General features: G+C 71.3%; 13 protein-coding genes. 6 read left to right on the plus strand and 7 right to left on the minus strand.

Features of this window, described 5'->3' with window-relative positions; genetic code table 11:
* Positions 1 to 503 precede the first annotated feature (503 nt).
* A complete protein-coding gene (locus POL72_RS32430) occupies positions 504 to 1,460 on the minus strand; it encodes an NADP-dependent oxidoreductase (protein ID WP_272100445.1) in 957 nt (318 codons plus the stop codon).
* Between the two features lie 64 nt (positions 1,461 to 1,524).
* Here POL72_RS32430 and POL72_RS32435 point away from each other — a divergent pair, with 64 nt between their 5' ends.
* Positions 1,525 to 2,160 carry a TetR/AcrR family transcriptional regulator gene (locus tag POL72_RS32435; protein WP_272100447.1) on the plus strand — a complete coding sequence of 212 codons (636 nt, stop codon included), beginning with the start codon at positions 1,525 to 1,527 and terminating at the stop codon, positions 2,158 to 2,160.
* A 71-nt stretch (positions 2,161 to 2,231) separates the two neighbouring features.
* On the opposite strand, the gene POL72_RS32440 is transcribed toward POL72_RS32435, so the two are convergent.
* Together POL72_RS32440 and POL72_RS32445 are read right to left on the minus strand one after the other, a co-directional pair.
* The gene (locus tag POL72_RS32440) at positions 2,232 to 3,878 is read right to left on the minus strand and encodes a DUF3556 domain-containing protein (protein ID WP_272100449.1); all 1,647 of its coding nucleotides are present in this window, start codon (positions 3,876 to 3,878) and stop codon (positions 2,232 to 2,234) included.
* A gap of 10 nt (positions 3,879 to 3,888) precedes the next feature.
* Positions 3,889 to 4,146, minus strand: a complete 258-nt coding sequence (locus POL72_RS32445; RefSeq protein ID WP_272100451.1) for a hypothetical protein — start codon at positions 4,144 to 4,146, stop codon at positions 3,889 to 3,891.
* Between the two features lie 283 nt (positions 4,147 to 4,429).
* Between POL72_RS32445 and POL72_RS32450 the strand changes: the two genes are divergently transcribed.
* The gene (locus POL72_RS32450) at positions 4,430 to 4,897 is read left to right on the plus strand and encodes a hypothetical protein (protein WP_272100453.1); all 468 of its coding nucleotides are present in this window, start codon (positions 4,430 to 4,432) and stop codon (positions 4,895 to 4,897) included.
* Positions 4,898 to 4,917: 20 nt separating this feature from the next.
* Here POL72_RS32450 and POL72_RS32455 read toward each other — a convergent pair whose 3' ends face one another.
* Together POL72_RS32455 and POL72_RS32460 are read right to left on the minus strand one after the other, a co-directional pair.
* Positions 4,918 to 5,235 carry a DUF1330 domain-containing protein gene (locus tag POL72_RS32455; RefSeq protein ID WP_272100454.1) on the minus strand — a complete coding sequence of 106 codons (318 nt, stop codon included), beginning with the start codon at positions 5,233 to 5,235 and terminating at the stop codon, positions 4,918 to 4,920.
* Positions 5,225 to 5,956 carry an SDR family NAD(P)-dependent oxidoreductase gene (locus tag POL72_RS32460; RefSeq protein WP_272100456.1) on the minus strand — a complete coding sequence of 244 codons (732 nt, stop codon included), beginning with the start codon at positions 5,954 to 5,956 and terminating at the stop codon, positions 5,225 to 5,227. The genes POL72_RS32455 and POL72_RS32460 overlap by 11 nt, the downstream gene beginning before the upstream one ends.
* Positions 5,957 to 6,066: 110 nt before the next feature.
* Between POL72_RS32460 and POL72_RS32465 the strand changes: the two genes are divergently transcribed.
* Entirely contained in the window at positions 6,067 to 6,912 is an 846-nt protein-coding gene (locus POL72_RS32465; RefSeq protein WP_272100458.1) for a LysR family transcriptional regulator, read from the plus strand.
* A gap of 187 nt (positions 6,913 to 7,099) precedes the next feature.
* On the opposite strand, the gene POL72_RS32470 is transcribed toward POL72_RS32465, so the two are convergent.
* A complete protein-coding gene (locus POL72_RS32470; RefSeq protein WP_272100460.1) occupies positions 7,100 to 8,008 on the minus strand; it encodes a LysR family transcriptional regulator in 909 nt (302 codons plus the stop codon).
* A gap of 130 nt (positions 8,009 to 8,138) precedes the next feature.
* Here POL72_RS32470 and POL72_RS32475 point away from each other — a divergent pair, with 130 nt between their 5' ends.
* From POL72_RS32475 to POL72_RS32485, 3 genes are read left to right on the plus strand one after another with little or no spacing between them, the layout of a single operon-like run.
* Complete coding sequence (locus POL72_RS32475; RefSeq protein ID WP_272100462.1) at positions 8,139 to 9,002, plus strand: inositol monophosphatase family protein; 864 nt, start codon at positions 8,139 to 8,141, stop codon at positions 9,000 to 9,002.
* Positions 9,003 to 9,030: 28 nt separating this feature from the next.
* Positions 9,031 to 9,669, plus strand: a complete 639-nt coding sequence (locus tag POL72_RS32480) for an NADPH-dependent F420 reductase (RefSeq protein ID WP_272100463.1) — start codon at positions 9,031 to 9,033, stop codon at positions 9,667 to 9,669.
* A 47-nt stretch (positions 9,670 to 9,716) separates the two neighbouring features.
* Positions 9,717 to 9,851, plus strand: a complete 135-nt coding sequence (locus POL72_RS32485) for a hypothetical protein (protein ID WP_272101787.1) — start codon at positions 9,717 to 9,719, stop codon at positions 9,849 to 9,851.
* Between the two features lie 3,661 nt (positions 9,852 to 13,512).
* Here the strand turns inward: POL72_RS32485 and POL72_RS32490 are convergent.
* Positions 13,513 to 15,960 carry an alpha-glucuronidase family glycosyl hydrolase gene (locus POL72_RS32490; protein ID WP_272100464.1) on the minus strand — a complete coding sequence of 816 codons (2,448 nt, stop codon included), beginning with the start codon at positions 15,958 to 15,960 and terminating at the stop codon, positions 13,513 to 13,515.
* Positions 15,961 to 15,984 lie beyond the last annotated feature (24 nt).

Genomic DNA, 15,984 nt, shown 5'->3' on the forward strand with positions numbered 1-15,984 from the left:
AGGGCGGTCGTTTCGAATTGACGGTCGATTTGTGAACGTTCACATTTGTCTCCGAGGCGCTGCTTCGGCGCTGTCCAGGACCAGGTCGTCATGCTGAGGCAGGAGCAGCGGCGGAGGCCCGGCCGAGCCCGTGTTTCACGTCTTCCTCCTCGGGCGATCGAACATGGCCGGGTACCCCAGAACCGCGAACGCGGACGAGACCGAGAGTTCCCGCATCAAGTTCCTCGGCTTCGATGATTGCGCGGGGACCGGGCGCGTCGAGGGCCAGCGGGGCATCGCCGCCCCGCCGCTCCACGAATGCTGGAACAGAGCGATCGGGCCCGGCGATGATTTCGCCAAGACGATCCGCTTCTGCGCAGCCCCGGTGCCGCCTGGGGCCGCTGCGAGCGCGCCTGGGGCCGCTGCGAGCGCCTGGGGCCGCGGCGAGCGCCTGGGGCCGCTGCGAGCGCGCAATGGCGACGCAGCGCGGCTGAGGCGACGGGTGAGAGGAGCAGGCCGTTTTCCTAGAGGTCGATGACGACCTTGCCCTTCACGTGCCGGCCGGCCTGGAGCTCGACCGCGGCGCGGATTTGCTCGACCGGGAAGCTTGCGGCGATGGGTACCCGGAGTCGGCCGGTCGCAATCAGGCGAGCGAGCTTTTCCAGGGCGCCGGGGGCGGCGTTGGCGCCGTTGGTTGGTGTGATCCCGTCGACCTGGGCGGCGATGGTCGTGATGCGCGTGTCAGGGACGCCGAGTGCCCTTGCGGCGTGCGCCGTCTCCATTCCATGAAGGTCGATCGCAGCGGTGATACCGCGGGGAGCGAGGGCACGGACCCGGTCCGCCAGGCCGTCGCCGTAGGCGACCGGCTCGGCTCCGAGAGCGCGCAGGAAATCGGCCGATGTCGCCGATCCCGTCCCGATCACGCGCGCCCCTGCGATCCGGGCCATCTGGACGACGAATACCCCGACTCCGCCCGCCGCGCCGCCGATCAACACGGTGTCGTCCGGCCCAAGCTCGACAACGGCCAGGGCGGCGGACGCCGTGCGTCCGGCGATCGTGAGGGTGGCGGCGGTGCGGTCGTCGACGCCGTCGGGGGTGTGATGGGCCTCGTTCGCCGCGATGCCCCCGGTCGGGTCGACCACCACGAAGTCGGCGACCGCGCGGGACAGGGCGCCGCCGAACACCCGGTCGCCAGGTGCGAAGCCGGTCACCCCGTCACCGACCTGGTCGACGACTCCCGCGTAGTCGGTCCCGAACCCGGCCGGCAGGCTCAAGCCGAACCGGACGGCGGTGTCCGCATCAGCGGTCATGAACCAGTCCATCGGGTTCAGCCCGGCCGCGGTGACCCGAACACGGACCTGTCCCGGTCCGGCCTGCGGAGCTGGAACCTCACAGATCTCCAGGACTTCGGGGCCGCCGAAGGAATCGAGCCGGACCGCCCGGCTCCCGCTCGTCGACAGCTGATCGCTCAGTTTCTGCATGCTCTCCTGTCCCCTGTCCCCTTGGAACGACGGAACGCACTGAAACGGACTATGCTCCGTTTCCATGGATGACCGCAACACAAAAAACGGAGCGCGCTCCGTTTTGACTGAGGCGGAGAGCCGCGCACCACGGGCGGACGCAACCCGTAACCGCGATCAGTTGCTCGCGGTGGCGACCCGCGTGTTCGCGTCGGCTGACACCGAGCCGTCGATGCGTGCGATCGCCCGCGAGGCCGGGGTCGGCATCGCCACGCTCTACCGGCACTTCCCCACCAGAGAGTCGCTGGTCGATGCGGTCTACCGGAGCCAGGTCGTGCGGCTGACGACCGGCGCCCGCGAGCTGCTCGACCGACTGCCGCCGGCCGCGGCGATGCGGCGCTGGATGGACCTGTTCGGCGACTGGATCGCGACCAAGAACGGCATGCTCGACACGCTGCTGGCGATGATCGAGACAGGCGAGATCGCCCACGACCAGACCCGAATCGAGCTGCTCGCGGCCATCACCACAATGCTCGACGCCGGCCGCGCGGTGGGTGACCTCCGCCGAGACGTCACCGCCGAAGACATCGCCGCGAGTCTCATCGGCATCTTCACGGTGGCCCCCAAGCCCCAGCGAGGAGCTCTTGCCAGTCGCCTGTTGGACCTCCTCATGGATGGACTGCGGCCTCCAGTGATCAGTCGCAGCCTCTTGGCCAGATAGGGGTGAAAGCTAGTCGAGCCCGTAGGATCGCAATCAGCTGCGCGGACCGACGACGACGGCGTCCACGTCGGTCACGGGCCCGCCCACGGCTGGCGCCCACGCAGCTCGCGCGCGTCGAGCTCGCCGGCGTCGAGCAGGCCGGAGGCAGCGTCGTGGATCTGATACGCCATCTTCGCGCCGCCGAGCGGCTGGCTTTCGACGAATATGCAGCGCAGCTCGCCTGGGGCGAAGCCGCACTGGTCCTGGATCGCGCGCAGCAAGCCATCGCGGTGCAGGTGGCCGTCGCCGAAGTTCCAGCCGAGCGCGAGGCCGCCGACGAGCTCGCCGTCGAGGTACTCGTACTCGTGGAGCGGGCCCTCGATCGCCTTCGGCAGCAGGACCGGCAGCGCGCGGCCCTGGAGGTGCATGAGGCGGAACGCGAGCACCTTGCCGACGAGGCCGACCGACGTGGCGCGGTCGTAGAACCGGCCGAGCTGGTCGTAGATCCACGGCGCGGCCTTCACGAGCCGGTCGAGCTTGCGATAGCTGTCGCCGCGGAACAGCCACACGCTATAGGGCCAGTTTCCGGCGTAGTACCGCATCGCGAGCAGGAACGAGATCCGCCCTGGCGCGATGTTGCCGAGGAGCGGAACAGCGACGAGCATGATCGCGAGGAGCGCGCCGAGCAGCGGCGGGCCGACGTCGAACGGGTACGCGCCGGGGTGGGCCCAGAACAGCGCGAACACGCCGTAGACCACCATCAGGTTCCACTCGATCGGCGCGCCCATCGGCACATTGCTCGTAATGAAGGCGTGGAGCGCGAGCGCCATCGCGATGCCGACGGCGATCGTCGTCTGGCCGGTCGAGCGCGCGAGCACGATGGGCACGCCGAGCTCGAGCGCGGTGCCGGCGTGGCTCATCGCGATCGCGAGCCGCGACGGGCGCAGGTCGTCCGGATAGCGGACGTACATGCGCCGCCGCAGCCACGCGAAGCGGGCTAACGGGCTATTGCTCGTCATCACGCACACGACGGTCGGGAAGTGGTGGTTGAGCTTCGAGACGCCGGCCCAGAGCCAGAGCGCGAGCTGGACCGCCTTTGCGCCGCCGATCCAGTCGGCGGTGGCCGCGAACACGACGACGGTGGTCCAGTAGTGTTCGGCGCGCAGCGCGAGGAAGATGGTGCGATCGGCGACGGCGAGGACCGGCACGAGCGCGGCGATCGGCACGAGGTGCGAGGCGCCGAGCGCGGGGGCGAGCAGCGCGCGCACGAGCAGGGCGAGCAGCGCGAGGTAGAGCGCGACGTCGAGCGGGGTGCGCCGCGTGCCGCCGAGGAGCGGCGCGCGCGCGAACAGCGCGAGCTTCGTGGTGCCGGGGCGGAGGAAGTAGAGGGCGCCGCCGACGGGCGGGGCGTAGCGTCCGCTGAGCGGACCGAACCCGCAGCCGAGGCCCAGGCCCTCGAACAGCATGCTCCACAGGATCGCCTTCTGGAACGCGAGCGGGCGCAACCACCAGTCGCCGATCGTCGAGAGGCCGCCGAGGCTCGGCGAGGTGCTGCAGAACAGGACCCAGGCGCCGGCATAGAGGGCGAGCTTGACCGCGTGGAGCACGTAGACGGCGAGCGGCGCGCCGGAGCCCTGCAGCGCCCACGCCTCGCAGACCATGCGTGCGCGCTCGGGGAACGGCCGCTTCGCCCAGTCGAGCGGATCGTACGGCGGGGCGAGCGGACGCAGCAGGGGCACGGCCGCGATGCTACCCGAACGCCTCCCCCGGCTCAGGAAATCGACGCGCGGCGGGGCGCGCAGTCTCCTGGGATCCTCCGTCGTCGAGGTCGGCGAGGAGCAGCTTCGCGCGACGACTCGCGAGCTCGAGAGCGAGCGCTCGTCCGAGGCCCGAGGCCGCGCCGGTGTTGACGACGCGGGCGTGCTCGGGGAGGGGCGTGGTGAACCCGCATATCACGGATGCTCTCCACTCCGCGAGGCGCACCGCCGTGTCGTGCAGCGAGGACATGATGAAGCCTGCTTGTCAGAGCGAAGCCTGCTCGTGACGCCCTCTTACCAAGGCACCGCGGCTCGCGCGCCGCCGGTGGTGCCGCGAGTCACCGCCGGCCGTGGAGGCGCGCCCCTCCAGCCCACGCCCCTCGCTCCGCGCCGCCGCCAGGATCTCGGCTGAAGCAGCCTCTCCCGCTCGATCCACCCGCCTCGTCGGCGCTGGTACGGCTCATGCGAGTGTCCGCCTGGTCTCGGCACGAAGGAAGCCGCGCGAGGCTCCCCACAACGTCCAAGGAGATACGATGCTGCCCACGAACACGACCCGCTCCCTCGTCATGTCGATCACGATGGCCGCCGGCCTGGCCGTCACCGCGTTCACGTCCCCTGCGGCCGCCGGTCCGCTGCCGACGCTCTCCGGCTGGGGCGTGCGCGATTACGGCAGCTTCATGGGCTCGATCAGCCAGCAGGCCGACGGTTCGCTCAGGGGGCATTTCACGATCGTCATCCACAAGCCCGGTGAAGCCGCCGTCACCTGTCGCTACCTGCGCTTCCGCCCCAACGTCGTGAGCGGCGCGAGCTGGAGCTTCGACGGTTATGGCACGTGCTGGAGCTCGGGCGGCACGTTCGCCGCGGCGAACCGCTTCGTGCTCGTCGACTACGGCAGCCCAGGCGCGGGCCTCGACTACGTCGACGTGAACTACTACGGCGCGGTCGGCGTCTCGATCCCGGGCGGCTTCTTCAACGACGGCGACATCGTCTACACGCCTTGAGACCAGCCGCGATCGAGCGATCACCCCGCCGTCGCTTCGAGCTCGCCGAGGACGAAGACCGCCGCGACCGCCGGCTCGAAGAGCTCGGCGCGCACGGCGCGGTAGTGCGGGTCGGCGAAGAACCGCTCCTGCGCCGCGCGGTCGGGGAACAGGAGGGTGAAGACGCGGTTGATCCGCTCATCCCCCTTCAGCACGCGCGCCACGACGAAATCGTGGCCGAACGCGCCGCCGTGGGACAGCAGGATCGGCATCATGCCGGCGCGGTAGCGGGCGTAGGACGTCTCGTCCGCCAGCTGGAGCCCCATCAGGAGCACGTGCTGCCGGCCGTCAGCGCCCATGGGAATAGCCTCCATCGACGTCGAGCGTCGTGCCTGTCACGAAGCCGGCCCTGGCCAGGAACAGCGCCGCTTCCGTCGTATCCCGCACCTCGCCGACGCGCTGCAGCGGGTGGATCGAGGCCAGCGAGTCCGCGCCTTCGCCGATGAGCGGCGTGCGGATGACGCCGGGCGCCAGCGTGTTCACGCGGATGTTGTGGGCGGCGAGCTCGGCGGCCAGCGAGACGGTGAGCGCGTGGACGCCGCCCTTGCTGGCCATGGCGGCCGCGGCCGGCATCCGCGCCATGGCCTGCTGCACCAGCACCGTGCCGACATTGATGATCGAGCCCCCGCCGCCCTCGATCATCAGCGGCACCGCCGCCTGCGTCATCAGGAACGTCCCTTTCACGTTGGTGGTGAAGAACCGCTCCAGGTCCTCCTCCGTGCTCTCGAGGAACGGCTTCACGCCGAAGATCCCGGCGTTGTTGATCAGCACGTCGACGCCGCCGAACCGCTCGAGCGCGGCCGCGGCGACGGCCCGCGCCGTGGCGCGGTCACCGACGTGGCCCGGCACGGCGACGACGCGCGCGCCGCCGTCGAGGCTCCGCCGCGCCTGCTCGAGCTTCTCCGGGTCGCGGCCGTTCATGACGACGCTCGATCCCTCGGCCAGGAAGCGCCTTGCGAGGTCGAGACCGATACCGCTGCTGGCGCCCGTGATGATGACGCGATCGATTCTGGTGGACATGGAGTGTCGCTCCTTTCGCACCGACAACCTAGGACCACCCCTCGAACCGAGAAAGTGGTATGTTTCTATCAACTCCATAACTCCAGGTTCTGATCCTGCGGGGCACCGCCATGACCTACGATCAGCTCGTCGCCTTCCTCGCCGTCGCGGGCGAGGGCACGTTCAGCGCCGCGTCCGCGCGGCTGCACAAGTCTCAGCCGGCCGTGAGCAAGCTGGTGCGCAACCTCGAGCGCGAGCTGGGGGTCGAGCTGTTCGATCGCCGGGAGTACCGCGCCACGCTCACCGACGCCGGCCGCCTGTTCCATGAGCGCGCCGCGGCCGTCATCGAGGGCACCGAGGCGCTGCGCAGCTTCGGCATGCGCCTCTCGGGCAAGGCGGAGCCGATCGTGCGGCTCGCCGTCGAAGCGGTGACGCCGCTCGGCCCCATCATGGACATCTTCCGGGGGCTGCAAGCGCGTTATCCCCTGGTGCGCATCGAGCTCGGCACCGAGCGGCTGGCGGGCACCGCCGACGCGCTGCGCGAGGACCGCGCCGATCTCGCGGTCGCCACGAAGCTCGGGATCGACGGCTCAGCGGTGGAGACGGCGCGCTTCTGCGATGTGCGGGTGATCCCTGTGGCGCGCTTCGATCACCCGTTGGCCACCTGCGGCGCGCCGATCCCGCCCGCGCTGCTGCGGGCGCACGCGCAGATCATCCTGCGCGACAGCGCGCGGGGGAGCGCCTCGCCGTCCCTGAACGTGCTGGAGGGCGGCCTGCGCTGGACGGTCACCGACGTCGGGGCGAAGAAGGAGGTCATCCTCGCGGGCATGGGCTGGGGCGGGCTGCCCGAGCACGTGGCCGCCGGCGCGCTGGCGGCGGGTGAGCTCGTGGCGCTGCAGGTCCCCGAGTTCGTGGCCGACACCATGGAGCTCTTCGTGATCCGCCGCCGTGATCGGCCGCACGGCGTCGTCGCGTAGGCGCTCTGGGAGGAGCTCGGGCGCTGCGGCCACGGCGCCGGGGCGCCGGCGGCGGCCGGGAAGGCCCCGCGCCGCCGGAGGAGGGGTTGAGGGCCGCGCCGGCCGGAGCTGCGGCGGCGGAGCGCGCTCGCCAGGCTGGTCGGCGCCATGCCCGTGAGCGCCGGCCGACTGGCACGCTTCTCCTCGATCACGCCTCTCCACGACAGATCGCTCGGAGGATCTCGCGCGTGTGTCCGCGCAGCCATGCATGCGCCTTGTCGCCCTCGCAGCGCTGGTGCCACAGCTGAACGATCCTGAGCTCCGGCGCGTCGAGCGGCAGCGGACGGGTGCCGAGGCCCAGCGCTCGCACGATGGGACCGCAGACGCGCGCCGGCAGCGCGACGACGAGATCGCTCTCGTGGGCGAAATGGATGGCCGCCGCGCACGTGGGAGCCGCCGCGACGACGCGCCGCCGCAGCCCCAGGGCCTCGAGCGCGTCGTCGATCGGATCGCGCAGGCGGCCACGGCGCGAGACGGTGACGTGGAGCGCCTCGGCGTAGCGCCTGGCGGTGAGCCGGCCGCGCGCGAGCGGGTGAGCCCGGCGGAGGGCGACGACGACGCGATCTTCGCCGACGAGCTCCCCGCGGATCTCGGGGAGCGCGGGCTCCGTCGAGCCGATCTCGAGATCCACGCGCCCTTGGCGCAGGTCGTCCGTATCTCCCGCGGGCTCGGCCAGGAGCCGGACCTTCACGAGAGGGGCCTGCTCCTGCGCCGCTCGCAAGAGCCGCGCGCCGAGCGCCGTCGTGAGGGCGTCGTGGCAGCGGACGGTGAAGGTCCGCTCGAGCCTCGCCAGGTCGAGCTCCCGCTCGGGCGCGAACACCGCGTGCGCTCGCTGGACGATGGCCTGGACCTCCTGTCGCAGGGCCAGCGCGCGGGGCGTGAGCGCCATCGTCCGGCCGGCGCGCACCAGGATCGGGTCCCCCGTGGCGTCCCGGATGCGCCCCAGCGTCCGGCTCATCGCGGGCTGGGACAGATGCAAGCGGGCCGCCGCGGCGCTGACGCTCCTCTCCTCGAGCAACGCGTCCAGCGCCGGCAACAGGTTCAGGTCGATATGCATGGAGGTAATTCTTCCTCATATCAACTATGCATTGGACGGCATGAGTCGTCCAGGGTTTATTCCTCCGCGCGGTGGTTCAGCGGTTCAGCGGCTCACGAGCACGCGCGAGCCGCTCGCCCGAGGAGGATTCATGTCGATTCATTCGGATCATTCCGAGCAGAGGAACAACGATGCGATGTCGCGAGGCCGAGGCGCGGGCCGCGCGGAGGACGAGTCCCTGCTGCCCGCGGTCGTCGCGGCGCTCTCCGCGGCAGGCGAGCGGCTCGTCGGTCGCTTCTCGACAGAGCCGCGCCCGAGGAGCCGAGAGGACATCTTCGCCGCGCTCGGCGCCAACGATGCGGTCTCCCTCGATGCGCTTCGCGAGCCGTTGTCGCGCGCTCGCCCGGAGGCCCGGTGGGTCGAGGACGAGCTCGAGTGCGGGCCCCTCCCGCCAGGGGAGTGGTGGGTCACCGACACCGTCGAGGGGAACATCAACCACGTTCACGGGATGGCGGACTGGTGTGTCACGGCGACCCTCGTCCGCGACAACGAGCCGGTCCTGACAGCGGTGCACCTGCCCTTGACCGGCGACACGTACACCGCCCGGAAGGGCGCCGGCGCGACCCTGGGGACCAGGAGAATTCGAGCGTCGGCGAAGACGGAGCTCGGCGCTGCCTTCGTCGGGACCGGCCAGGCGAGGCCGGGCGAGGACGAGGAGACGTACCGGCGGATGGGCATGTCCGTCACCGCGATGCTCCGGAGCGCGCTCGTCCTGCGCGTCTCGGTCCCGGCCACCCTCCAGCTCATTCAGGTCGCGGCCGGCCGGATGGACGTCTTCTGGCAGTACAGCCAGATCCGCTCCGGGCTCCTCGCGGGGGCGCTGCTCGTCGAGGAGGCCGGGGGCGTGGTCACGGACACACGCGGGGAGCGCTGGAGCCTGGCCAGCGAGGACTTCCTGGCCGCGGCGCCCGGGCTCCACGCCGGCGCGGCCTTCGTCCTGTCGACCATCCGATGAGGGGAGGGGGCTGAACATGGATCACGTCATGGGAAACATTGGAATCCTCGGCTCGGGCCGCGTCGCCACCGTCCTCGCGAACAAGCTCGCTGGCGCCGGGCACGCCGTCACGATCGGCGCCAGAGACCCGGCGCAAGCCGCTGTGAAATGGTCGGGGGCGCGCGTCGAGCTCAGGGATCACGCGGAGACCGCGCGCCTGGCCTCGATCGTCATCAACGCCACCCCGGGGGACACGAGCGTGGAGCGGCTCGGCGCCCTCCGTGACGCGCTGAAGGGAAAGATCCTCGTCGACGTCTCCAACGCGACGCTGCGCGGCCGAGACGGCCTTCCGGGCAGCCTGCTTTACCCGAACGGCAGCGTCGCCGAGCGCCTGCAGGCTGCGCTGCCCGAGACGGCCGTGGTCAAGACGCTGAACACCATGCTGTTCACCGTCATGGCGGATCCCACGAGCCTGCGCGCCGCCCCGACCGCGTTCCTCTCCGGCAACGACGAGGGCGCGAAGGCGGTCGTCGGACGGTTGCTCGGCGATCTGGGCTGGCCGTCCGACTGGATCGAAGATCTCGGAGACATCGAGACCGCTCGCGGCCCCGAGGCGGTCGCCTTGCTCGTCCCCTCCGTGCTGCGAAGGCGAGGGCTCGCGCCGTTCGCCATCGCGCTCGCCCGGTAAAGGGCGACGGGATGGCAATGCGGCTCTCGTACCTGTTCTGGGGCACGATGCCCGACGAGCAGCTGCGCGCGGCCGCGCAGGCGGGGGAGGACCACCTGGCGCCGCGGCGTCGCGTGATGAGGGCGAGGCCGAGCAGGGCGACGATGAGCTCGAGGTACGCGGACCTGCCGCCAGCGCGGTGAAAGCTGCATTGTGCGTCGCTGCTTGTGTCGTCGGTCCCGTCATTTCTGCTGCTGTCGGCGGCAACGCTGGAGGTGCCGCCGCCCCCGCCGTTCGCTGCTCGGCCACCCGCGCCCGGCTCTGCGCCGCCGTTTCCGCCCGCGCCCGGCTCCGGGCCGCCGTTTGCGTCCACCCCCGGATCCATACCGCCATTTCCGCCCGCGCCCGGCTCCACACTGCCGCCTCCGCCCGTACCGAGCCCGGCGCCGCCGCTTCCACCCGCGCCGCCGCCGCCTGCGCCGGGTCCGGGCGAGGGCTCCCAGCTGAGCAGCCGCGAGACGACGCGCCGCGTGCGCGCAGCAGGGCCGAGCTTGTAATAGCTCAGGAGGAACCGGCCATCCTCGCCGCGGGCCAGCATCGGCGCATTGCAATCGTCATCGACGAGCAGCGCCTCCACGCCGAGCGTCCCATCGGGGGCCACGGCGCGGATCCGGAGCCGGTGCGTCTCCGCCTCTTCCCACACCACCTCGTAGCTCGCGCCGTCCCAGGCCACGGCCGCCGCGTCACCAGCGCTGGTCGGCGAGATCAGGAACGCTTCGCCCCGCCAGCCGCCCGTGCCGTAGATTCGACCGTGCACCGGCCCGTCACCGCCCTCCGGCCAGCCATCGGCGGACTCCGTCCAGACAACGAGCGTGTCCGTGCCGTCCGTCGCCCCGGCGATGGCGGCCGATGCGCTCGACAGCAGGAAGCTCTCCCCGACGTCTCCCTTGCGGCTCACGGGGACGAGGCGCAGGCCCGCATTCCAGCAGGCCACCAGGTAGTCCTGCCCGGCGTGGAGCGGCATCGCGCGTGACTCCGCCCCGACCGAGGGCACGATGGGGAACACCGGGCCAGCGCTCCCCGAAGCGTCGAGCAGACGGCCCGACGCGGTGTACACGAAGGGCTCCTCCGCGGTCCTCTCCACGAAGGTCACCAGATAACCGTCGCCGTTGCCGGCGACCGACGGTGTCGCCGACAGGTGGAGCGACGAGATATCGATGCTCTCCCCGAGCGCGCCGTCGCCCGACACCCGCCGCAGGTGATCCCCGCCGGCGCCGATCGCGCTCCAGGTGAGCTCCGACGCGCCCTCGCCGTTCGAGGCCAGGTCGATCGCGAAGGCGCTGCTCGCGAGCTCGATCCCGATCGGGGTGACAACCTCGCCCGCCGCGCTCACGCGCACCGCGCGCGCGGTCGTCCGCTCCCCGTCCAGGTCCGGCTCGTCGGTCCAGGCGACGAGGTAGCTCTCGCCGGTCCAGACCACGCGCGGGGTGCCTTGCCTGCTCGGTAGGGGGCTGAGCCCGAGCCGGCCCGCGGCCAGCGCGAGATCCGGGCCGATCAGGCTGCCCTCGATGCCCTGGCCGTGGAACGCGAGCAGGAAGCGCGAGCCGTTCCACGCGAGCGAGCTCCGGTCGGAATCCCAGACGGAGCCAGGCGACCCGTCCGCGAGCCTCACGTCGTCGGTCCCCTGCACGACGCCGTCGGCCGAGACGCGGGCCCCGTACATCGCGCGACCGTCCCGCTCGTCGGCCCACGCCACGAGATAGCTGCTGCCGTCGAACGCCGCGGCGGGGGCCCCGGTGCCCGGGCTCGGCCGCGAGACCGGGAAGTCCCTTGCCGTGATCGTGCCGTCTGCGCGCAGCACCGCGCCCCGGATCGTGCTCGTGGGATCGTCCCGGACCCACGTGGCCAGGAAGCTCGTCCCGCCGGACGCGAGCGCGACCAGCCGCGCGTTGTTCGGGCCCTCCGAGATCGGAACGCCGCCGGCGTCGAGCGCCGTCCCGTCGCTGGCCACCCGCGCCGCGCGGATGGCGCGCGCGCCGCCGCCGGCGACGTCCTCGTCCCAGGCCACGACGGAGACGTCCGCGCCGGCGCCGACCGCCGGGCGCGATGCGCGGCCGCTCGTGGAGAGGACGCGCTCGGCGCCGGGAACGGCGCTGCCGCTCGGGTCGATCAGGGTCGCGCGGACGTCGTCGGCCCCATCGTCGGCGAGGCTGAGCCAGGCGGCCACGAAGCGCTCCCCGTTCCATTCGACCGAGGGATACACGCCCTCGTCCGCCGTCGAGATCGCGAAGCTCGCCGACCCTTCGAGCGCGCCGTCGGGTCGCATCACGCGGCCGCGGATGGTGATCCGGTCGTCGTCGCCGTACTGGCTCCAGGTGACGAGGTAGCGGCCTCCTCCGTACGCCACGCTGGGCAGGTACTGCCCGGCGGACGCCTCGCCCAGATCCAGCCAGTCGAGATCGAGCACGTCCCCGTGCGCGCCGACGCGGACCGCGCGGATGCGCGACAGATCCTCGAAGACGACGACGTAGCTCGTCCCGTCGGTCGCGATCTCCGGATTGACCCCGACGTCTTGCTGGACGGACACGGGCGGCTCCGTCCCGATCTCCGGGCCCACCTCTGGATCGAGCAGCGCCGGATAGCCGCTCTCCTCGACGACCGAGGCGGGCACGCGCAGCTCGATGTGGCCGTCCGCCCAGCGGGCGGGCACCGGCGCGCGGCGGCCCGACGCGTCGATCCACGCGCCGTGGCCGTACACGAACCGCTGCCCCGGCGCGTCGCCGAGGACGAGGCCGCGGGCGTCGCTCGCGACCGACGGCGCGGCGTCCGCGGCGCCGAGCCGGGCGCTCACGCGCACGACGAGATCGCCGCGCCCCCCGGGCCGCTCGGGGAACCGGAACGCCTGCTCGGCGTTCGCCTCGTGGTTCTTCCATAGCTCGCTGCAGGTCGCGAACGCGCGCTCCGCGCCGCCGTCCGCCGCGATGCGCGCGCGGCCCTCGCCGTCCACGCACTCGTAGCCGGCGCGGGCGATCGATCGCGTCGTCAGCGTGAGCGCGCCTCCTGGCCGGAGCTCGCCGGGCGCGCCCTCGAGGGGAGGCCCGCGGAGCGCGCGGCGGCGCGCCGAAAGCTCGGCGGCGGAGCGCGCCTCGACGAGCGCCTGGAGCTGCCTCGCTCGCCCCCTGCGTGCCGCCCTCGCCGAGGGCTTCGCGCGGATCCGCGCCGCGCCGCCCTCGACGTCGATCCGATGGGCGGCGCCCTCGGCGGAGAGCCCTCGTCGCGTGGATCGAAACCTCGCCCGCGCCCTGCTCACGATCCGCTCCAGCTCGACCGGCGCCGCGCCGCTCGGCCGGAGCGCGCGCGCCGCGGGCCGCTCGGCACGACCATTCCCCGCCGCCTGCGGTCCAGGCGCGCTGCAGGCCGAGGCGCACCCCGCCATCAACAACAACAATGCTCGACTCGAAGCCAGCGTCATAAGGCACCTCCTGACAGCCTTGGCAGCCAACGCGCATCGCGCCGTTCTCTGATGGATGAGCCAGCGGGACGGTAACAGCGCGCGTGCGCTCACGTCGATCGCCGACCACGACGAGGTCATGCGATGACTCCGATATTACGACCGGACTACAGCGGGGTGCAGGTTCGTGCGCTAAGGGCTCAGCCGCGTCGTTCGGCTCGCTGCGGCGTACCGTCGTACGCCTCACTCGCCTGCCTGGCGTCTGAGCCCTTATCACACGAACCTGCACCCCGCTTCCGATCGCGGAGCCAGCGAGATCCGGAGGATGCTGTGCGCTCGACAGGGGCAGGGGCGTGAAGATCGCTGGCAGGCGGCGGGCCAGATCGAGCCGGCCCGCCGCGCTCACTGCGCTCTCACTGGAGAATGGCCGGGGACGGATTCCCGGTATAGACCTGCGAGCAGCGGGGCTTCTTGACGTCGGAGGGGCAGCGGAGCCCCTGGTAGAAGCTCAGCGTGTTCGCCAGGGGAGCGTAGCCGCTCGGGACCTGGAGCTTCGACACCGAGCCGAAGTAGGCGAGGCACGCGTCGCGCCACCAGCGCGCCTCGTAGTGCTGGATCTGGAGGAAGTCGCTCACGTCACCGAAGCGCTTGCCATCGATACGGCCCTCGACGGACTTCCATGTCTCTCGCATCACCCCCACCTCATCGACGCCCTGGCTGTAACGATGGACGAGCTCCTCCCAGACCGTCCTCCCCGACTTCGCCTTGTCTTGCCAGCCGACGCGGTGGAAGAAGAGCAGGAGATCGTCCGGCACCGTGTCCCGGCTCCCGAACTTCTGTCCTACCTGCGCAGCGTACTGGGCGACAGCGTTGCTGCCCGACGAGGTGCGGTTGAAGCCGATGCTGTTCGCGTCCGCCTTGTGATAGTAGACCGGGTTCCACTCGGCGCGGCTCAGGCTGTTCAGCCACGGCCCCGGCCCGTAGTGATGGTCGTTGCCCATGATGTGGACGAGGCCGAGGGGCGTCATGTAGTCGACGAGCGCCTTGCGGGACTCCATCATGATCTGAACGACCGGCTCGACGACGACGGGGTCGTTCGAGAAGGTCTGCCGGACCCACTCCTCTGCGATGGCCTCCGAGGAGAGGTCCGGGTTCCACGCCAGGCGCCCGAACACGTACCAGTTCGCCTGGTTCATCTGCGATCCAGTCCAGTTCGCGTCGTCACCCACGTTGGCGACGCCCGAGATCGCGGTGGTCGTATACTTGTGGAGGGTGCCGTCGATGACCCGCGCCACGGTCGAGCCCTCGCCCGCCGCGTAGGTGTCCGCCTTGAGGACCTCCTCGTAGAGCGGACCGAGGTAGGCGAGGTGCGTGTCCTCGCCGAGGTACTCCTTCGTGATCTGGAGCTCGAGGGCGAGGGGCGTCTTCGGCATGGCCCCGAACAGCGGATGGAACGGCTCCCGGGGCTGGAAATCGAGCGGGCCGTTCTTGGCCTGCACGAGGACGTTGCTCTTGAATTTGCCGTCCAGAGGCTTGAACTCCTCGTAGGCCTGCTTGATGCGGTCCGGAGGGCTGGTGTCCGAGTAGACGAAGGCGCGCCATATCACGATGCCGTCATGCGGCGCGAGGGCGTCGGCGAGCATGTTGGCGCCGTCGGCGTGGGTCCGACCGTAATCTTGCGGCCCCGGCTGCCCCTCGGAGTTGGCCTTCACAAGGAAACCCCCGAAGTCGGGGATCTGCTGGTAGATCTCGTTGACCTTGTTCGTCCACCATTGCTTGACGCTGGAGTTGGTCGGATCGGCCGTGCTCAGGTTGCCGATCTCGACCGGCGCGCTGAAGCGGGCCGTGAGGTAGACCTTGATGCCATAAGGGCGGAAGACGTCGGCGAGCGCCTTGACCTTCGTGAGGTACGAGGGCGTCAGGACCTGCGCGTTGGCGTTCACGTTCGTCAGCACCGTCCCGTTGATGCCGATGGAGGCGTTGGCCCTCGCGTAGTCCTTGTAACGGGGGGAGATCGTGCCGGGCAGCGCGCTCCAGTCCCAGATGGATCGGCCCGCGTAGCCGCGCTCCACGCTGCGATCAAGGTTGTCCCAGTGGTTCAGGATGCGGTGGCCGATCTTCGGAGAGCCGGTGAGCGACAGCTTGTCGAGGGAGCTGTGGCTCTGGACGTGCCGGAGGAGCGCGAAGGTGCCATAGAGCACGCCCACCTCGGTGTTGCCTGCCACGGCGATCACCGGCTGGCCCCCGACGTCGGCGGCCTCGACGAGGTAGCCCTCGGGGCCCAGGGCTCCGAGGCGCGATGCGAGCGGCAGGCCCTTGATGGCGTCCGAGGTGGCCGTCCCGATCACCACGGCGCCCGGTCCCTCGACGGCCGCGCCGGTCTCGACGGCTCCGCCCGTCAATCCGCTCAGCCCTTTGACGAGCTCGGCCTGGGCGACGTCGAGGCTCGCGCCGGTCCCCGACTTGACCACGCGCTTGAAGGCCGCCTGATACTCCGCGAGGCGCCCCGGAATCGGCACCTTCGGGTACCTGAGCCAGAGGTCTGCGCCCGTCTCGTCCGGAAGGGCGTTCGGCACGGGGTACTCCTCGTCGGAGCCCGGCATTCCGCCCGTGCTCCCGGTCGATGCGCCCGTGTCCACGCCACCCTGGCCGACCGAGGCGCCGCCGCCCGTACCGCTGTTCGCGCTGCCGTTCGCGCCGCTGCTTGCGCCGCCCGTGCCGGTGGCCCCGCTGGGGCTCCCCGACGAGCTGGAGCCGCCGCTGCCGGTCACCTCGTTCGGCTCATCGGTGCCGCTCGAGGAGCAGGCGCCCGCGAGCGCCGCGCTCAAGAGCCCGACGACGAGGAGCGGTACCCTCAGCATCTTCATCGAATGCGGCCGTCTGGT

Source organism: Sorangium aterium, from assembly GCF_028368935.1.
Taxonomy (GTDB): Bacteria; Myxococcota_A; Polyangia; order Polyangiales; family Polyangiaceae; genus Sorangium; species Sorangium atrum.

Excerpts from the sequence above, each read along its gene's own strand:
- POL72_RS32430 (WP_272100445.1), bottom strand. The coding sequence starts at position 1,460 with ATGCAGAAACTGAGCGATCAGCTGTCGACGAGCGGGAGCCGGGCGGTC.
- POL72_RS32455 (WP_272100454.1), bottom strand. The coding sequence starts at position 5,235 with ATGGGCGCTGACGGCCGGCAGCACGTGCTCCTGATGGGGCTCCAGCTG.
- POL72_RS32460 (WP_272100456.1), bottom strand. The coding sequence starts at position 5,956 with ATGTCCACCAGAATCGATCGCGTCATCATCACGGGCGCCAGCAGCGGT.
- POL72_RS32475 (WP_272100462.1), top strand. The coding sequence starts at position 8,139 with ATGTCGATTCATTCGGATCATTCCGAGCAGAGGAACAACGATGCGATG.
- POL72_RS32490 (WP_272100464.1), bottom strand. The coding sequence starts at position 15,960 with ATGCTGAGGGTACCGCTCCTCGTCGTCGGGCTCTTGAGCGCGGCGCTC.
- POL72_RS32485 (WP_272101787.1), top strand. The coding sequence starts at position 9,717 with ATGCCCGACGAGCAGCTGCGCGCGGCCGCGCAGGCGGGGGAGGACCAC.
- POL72_RS32450 (WP_272100453.1), top strand. The coding sequence starts at position 4,430 with ATGCTGCCCACGAACACGACCCGCTCCCTCGTCATGTCGATCACGATG.
- POL72_RS32470 (WP_272100460.1), bottom strand. The coding sequence starts at position 8,008 with ATGCATATCGACCTGAACCTGTTGCCGGCGCTGGACGCGTTGCTCGAG.
- POL72_RS32480 (WP_272100463.1), top strand. The coding sequence starts at position 9,031 with ATGGGAAACATTGGAATCCTCGGCTCGGGCCGCGTCGCCACCGTCCTC.
- POL72_RS32435 (WP_272100447.1), top strand. The coding sequence starts at position 1,525 with ATGGATGACCGCAACACAAAAAACGGAGCGCGCTCCGTTTTGACTGAG.
- POL72_RS32465 (WP_272100458.1), top strand. The coding sequence starts at position 6,067 with ATGACCTACGATCAGCTCGTCGCCTTCCTCGCCGTCGCGGGCGAGGGC.
- POL72_RS32445 (WP_272100451.1), bottom strand. The coding sequence starts at position 4,146 with ATGTCCTCGCTGCACGACACGGCGGTGCGCCTCGCGGAGTGGAGAGCA.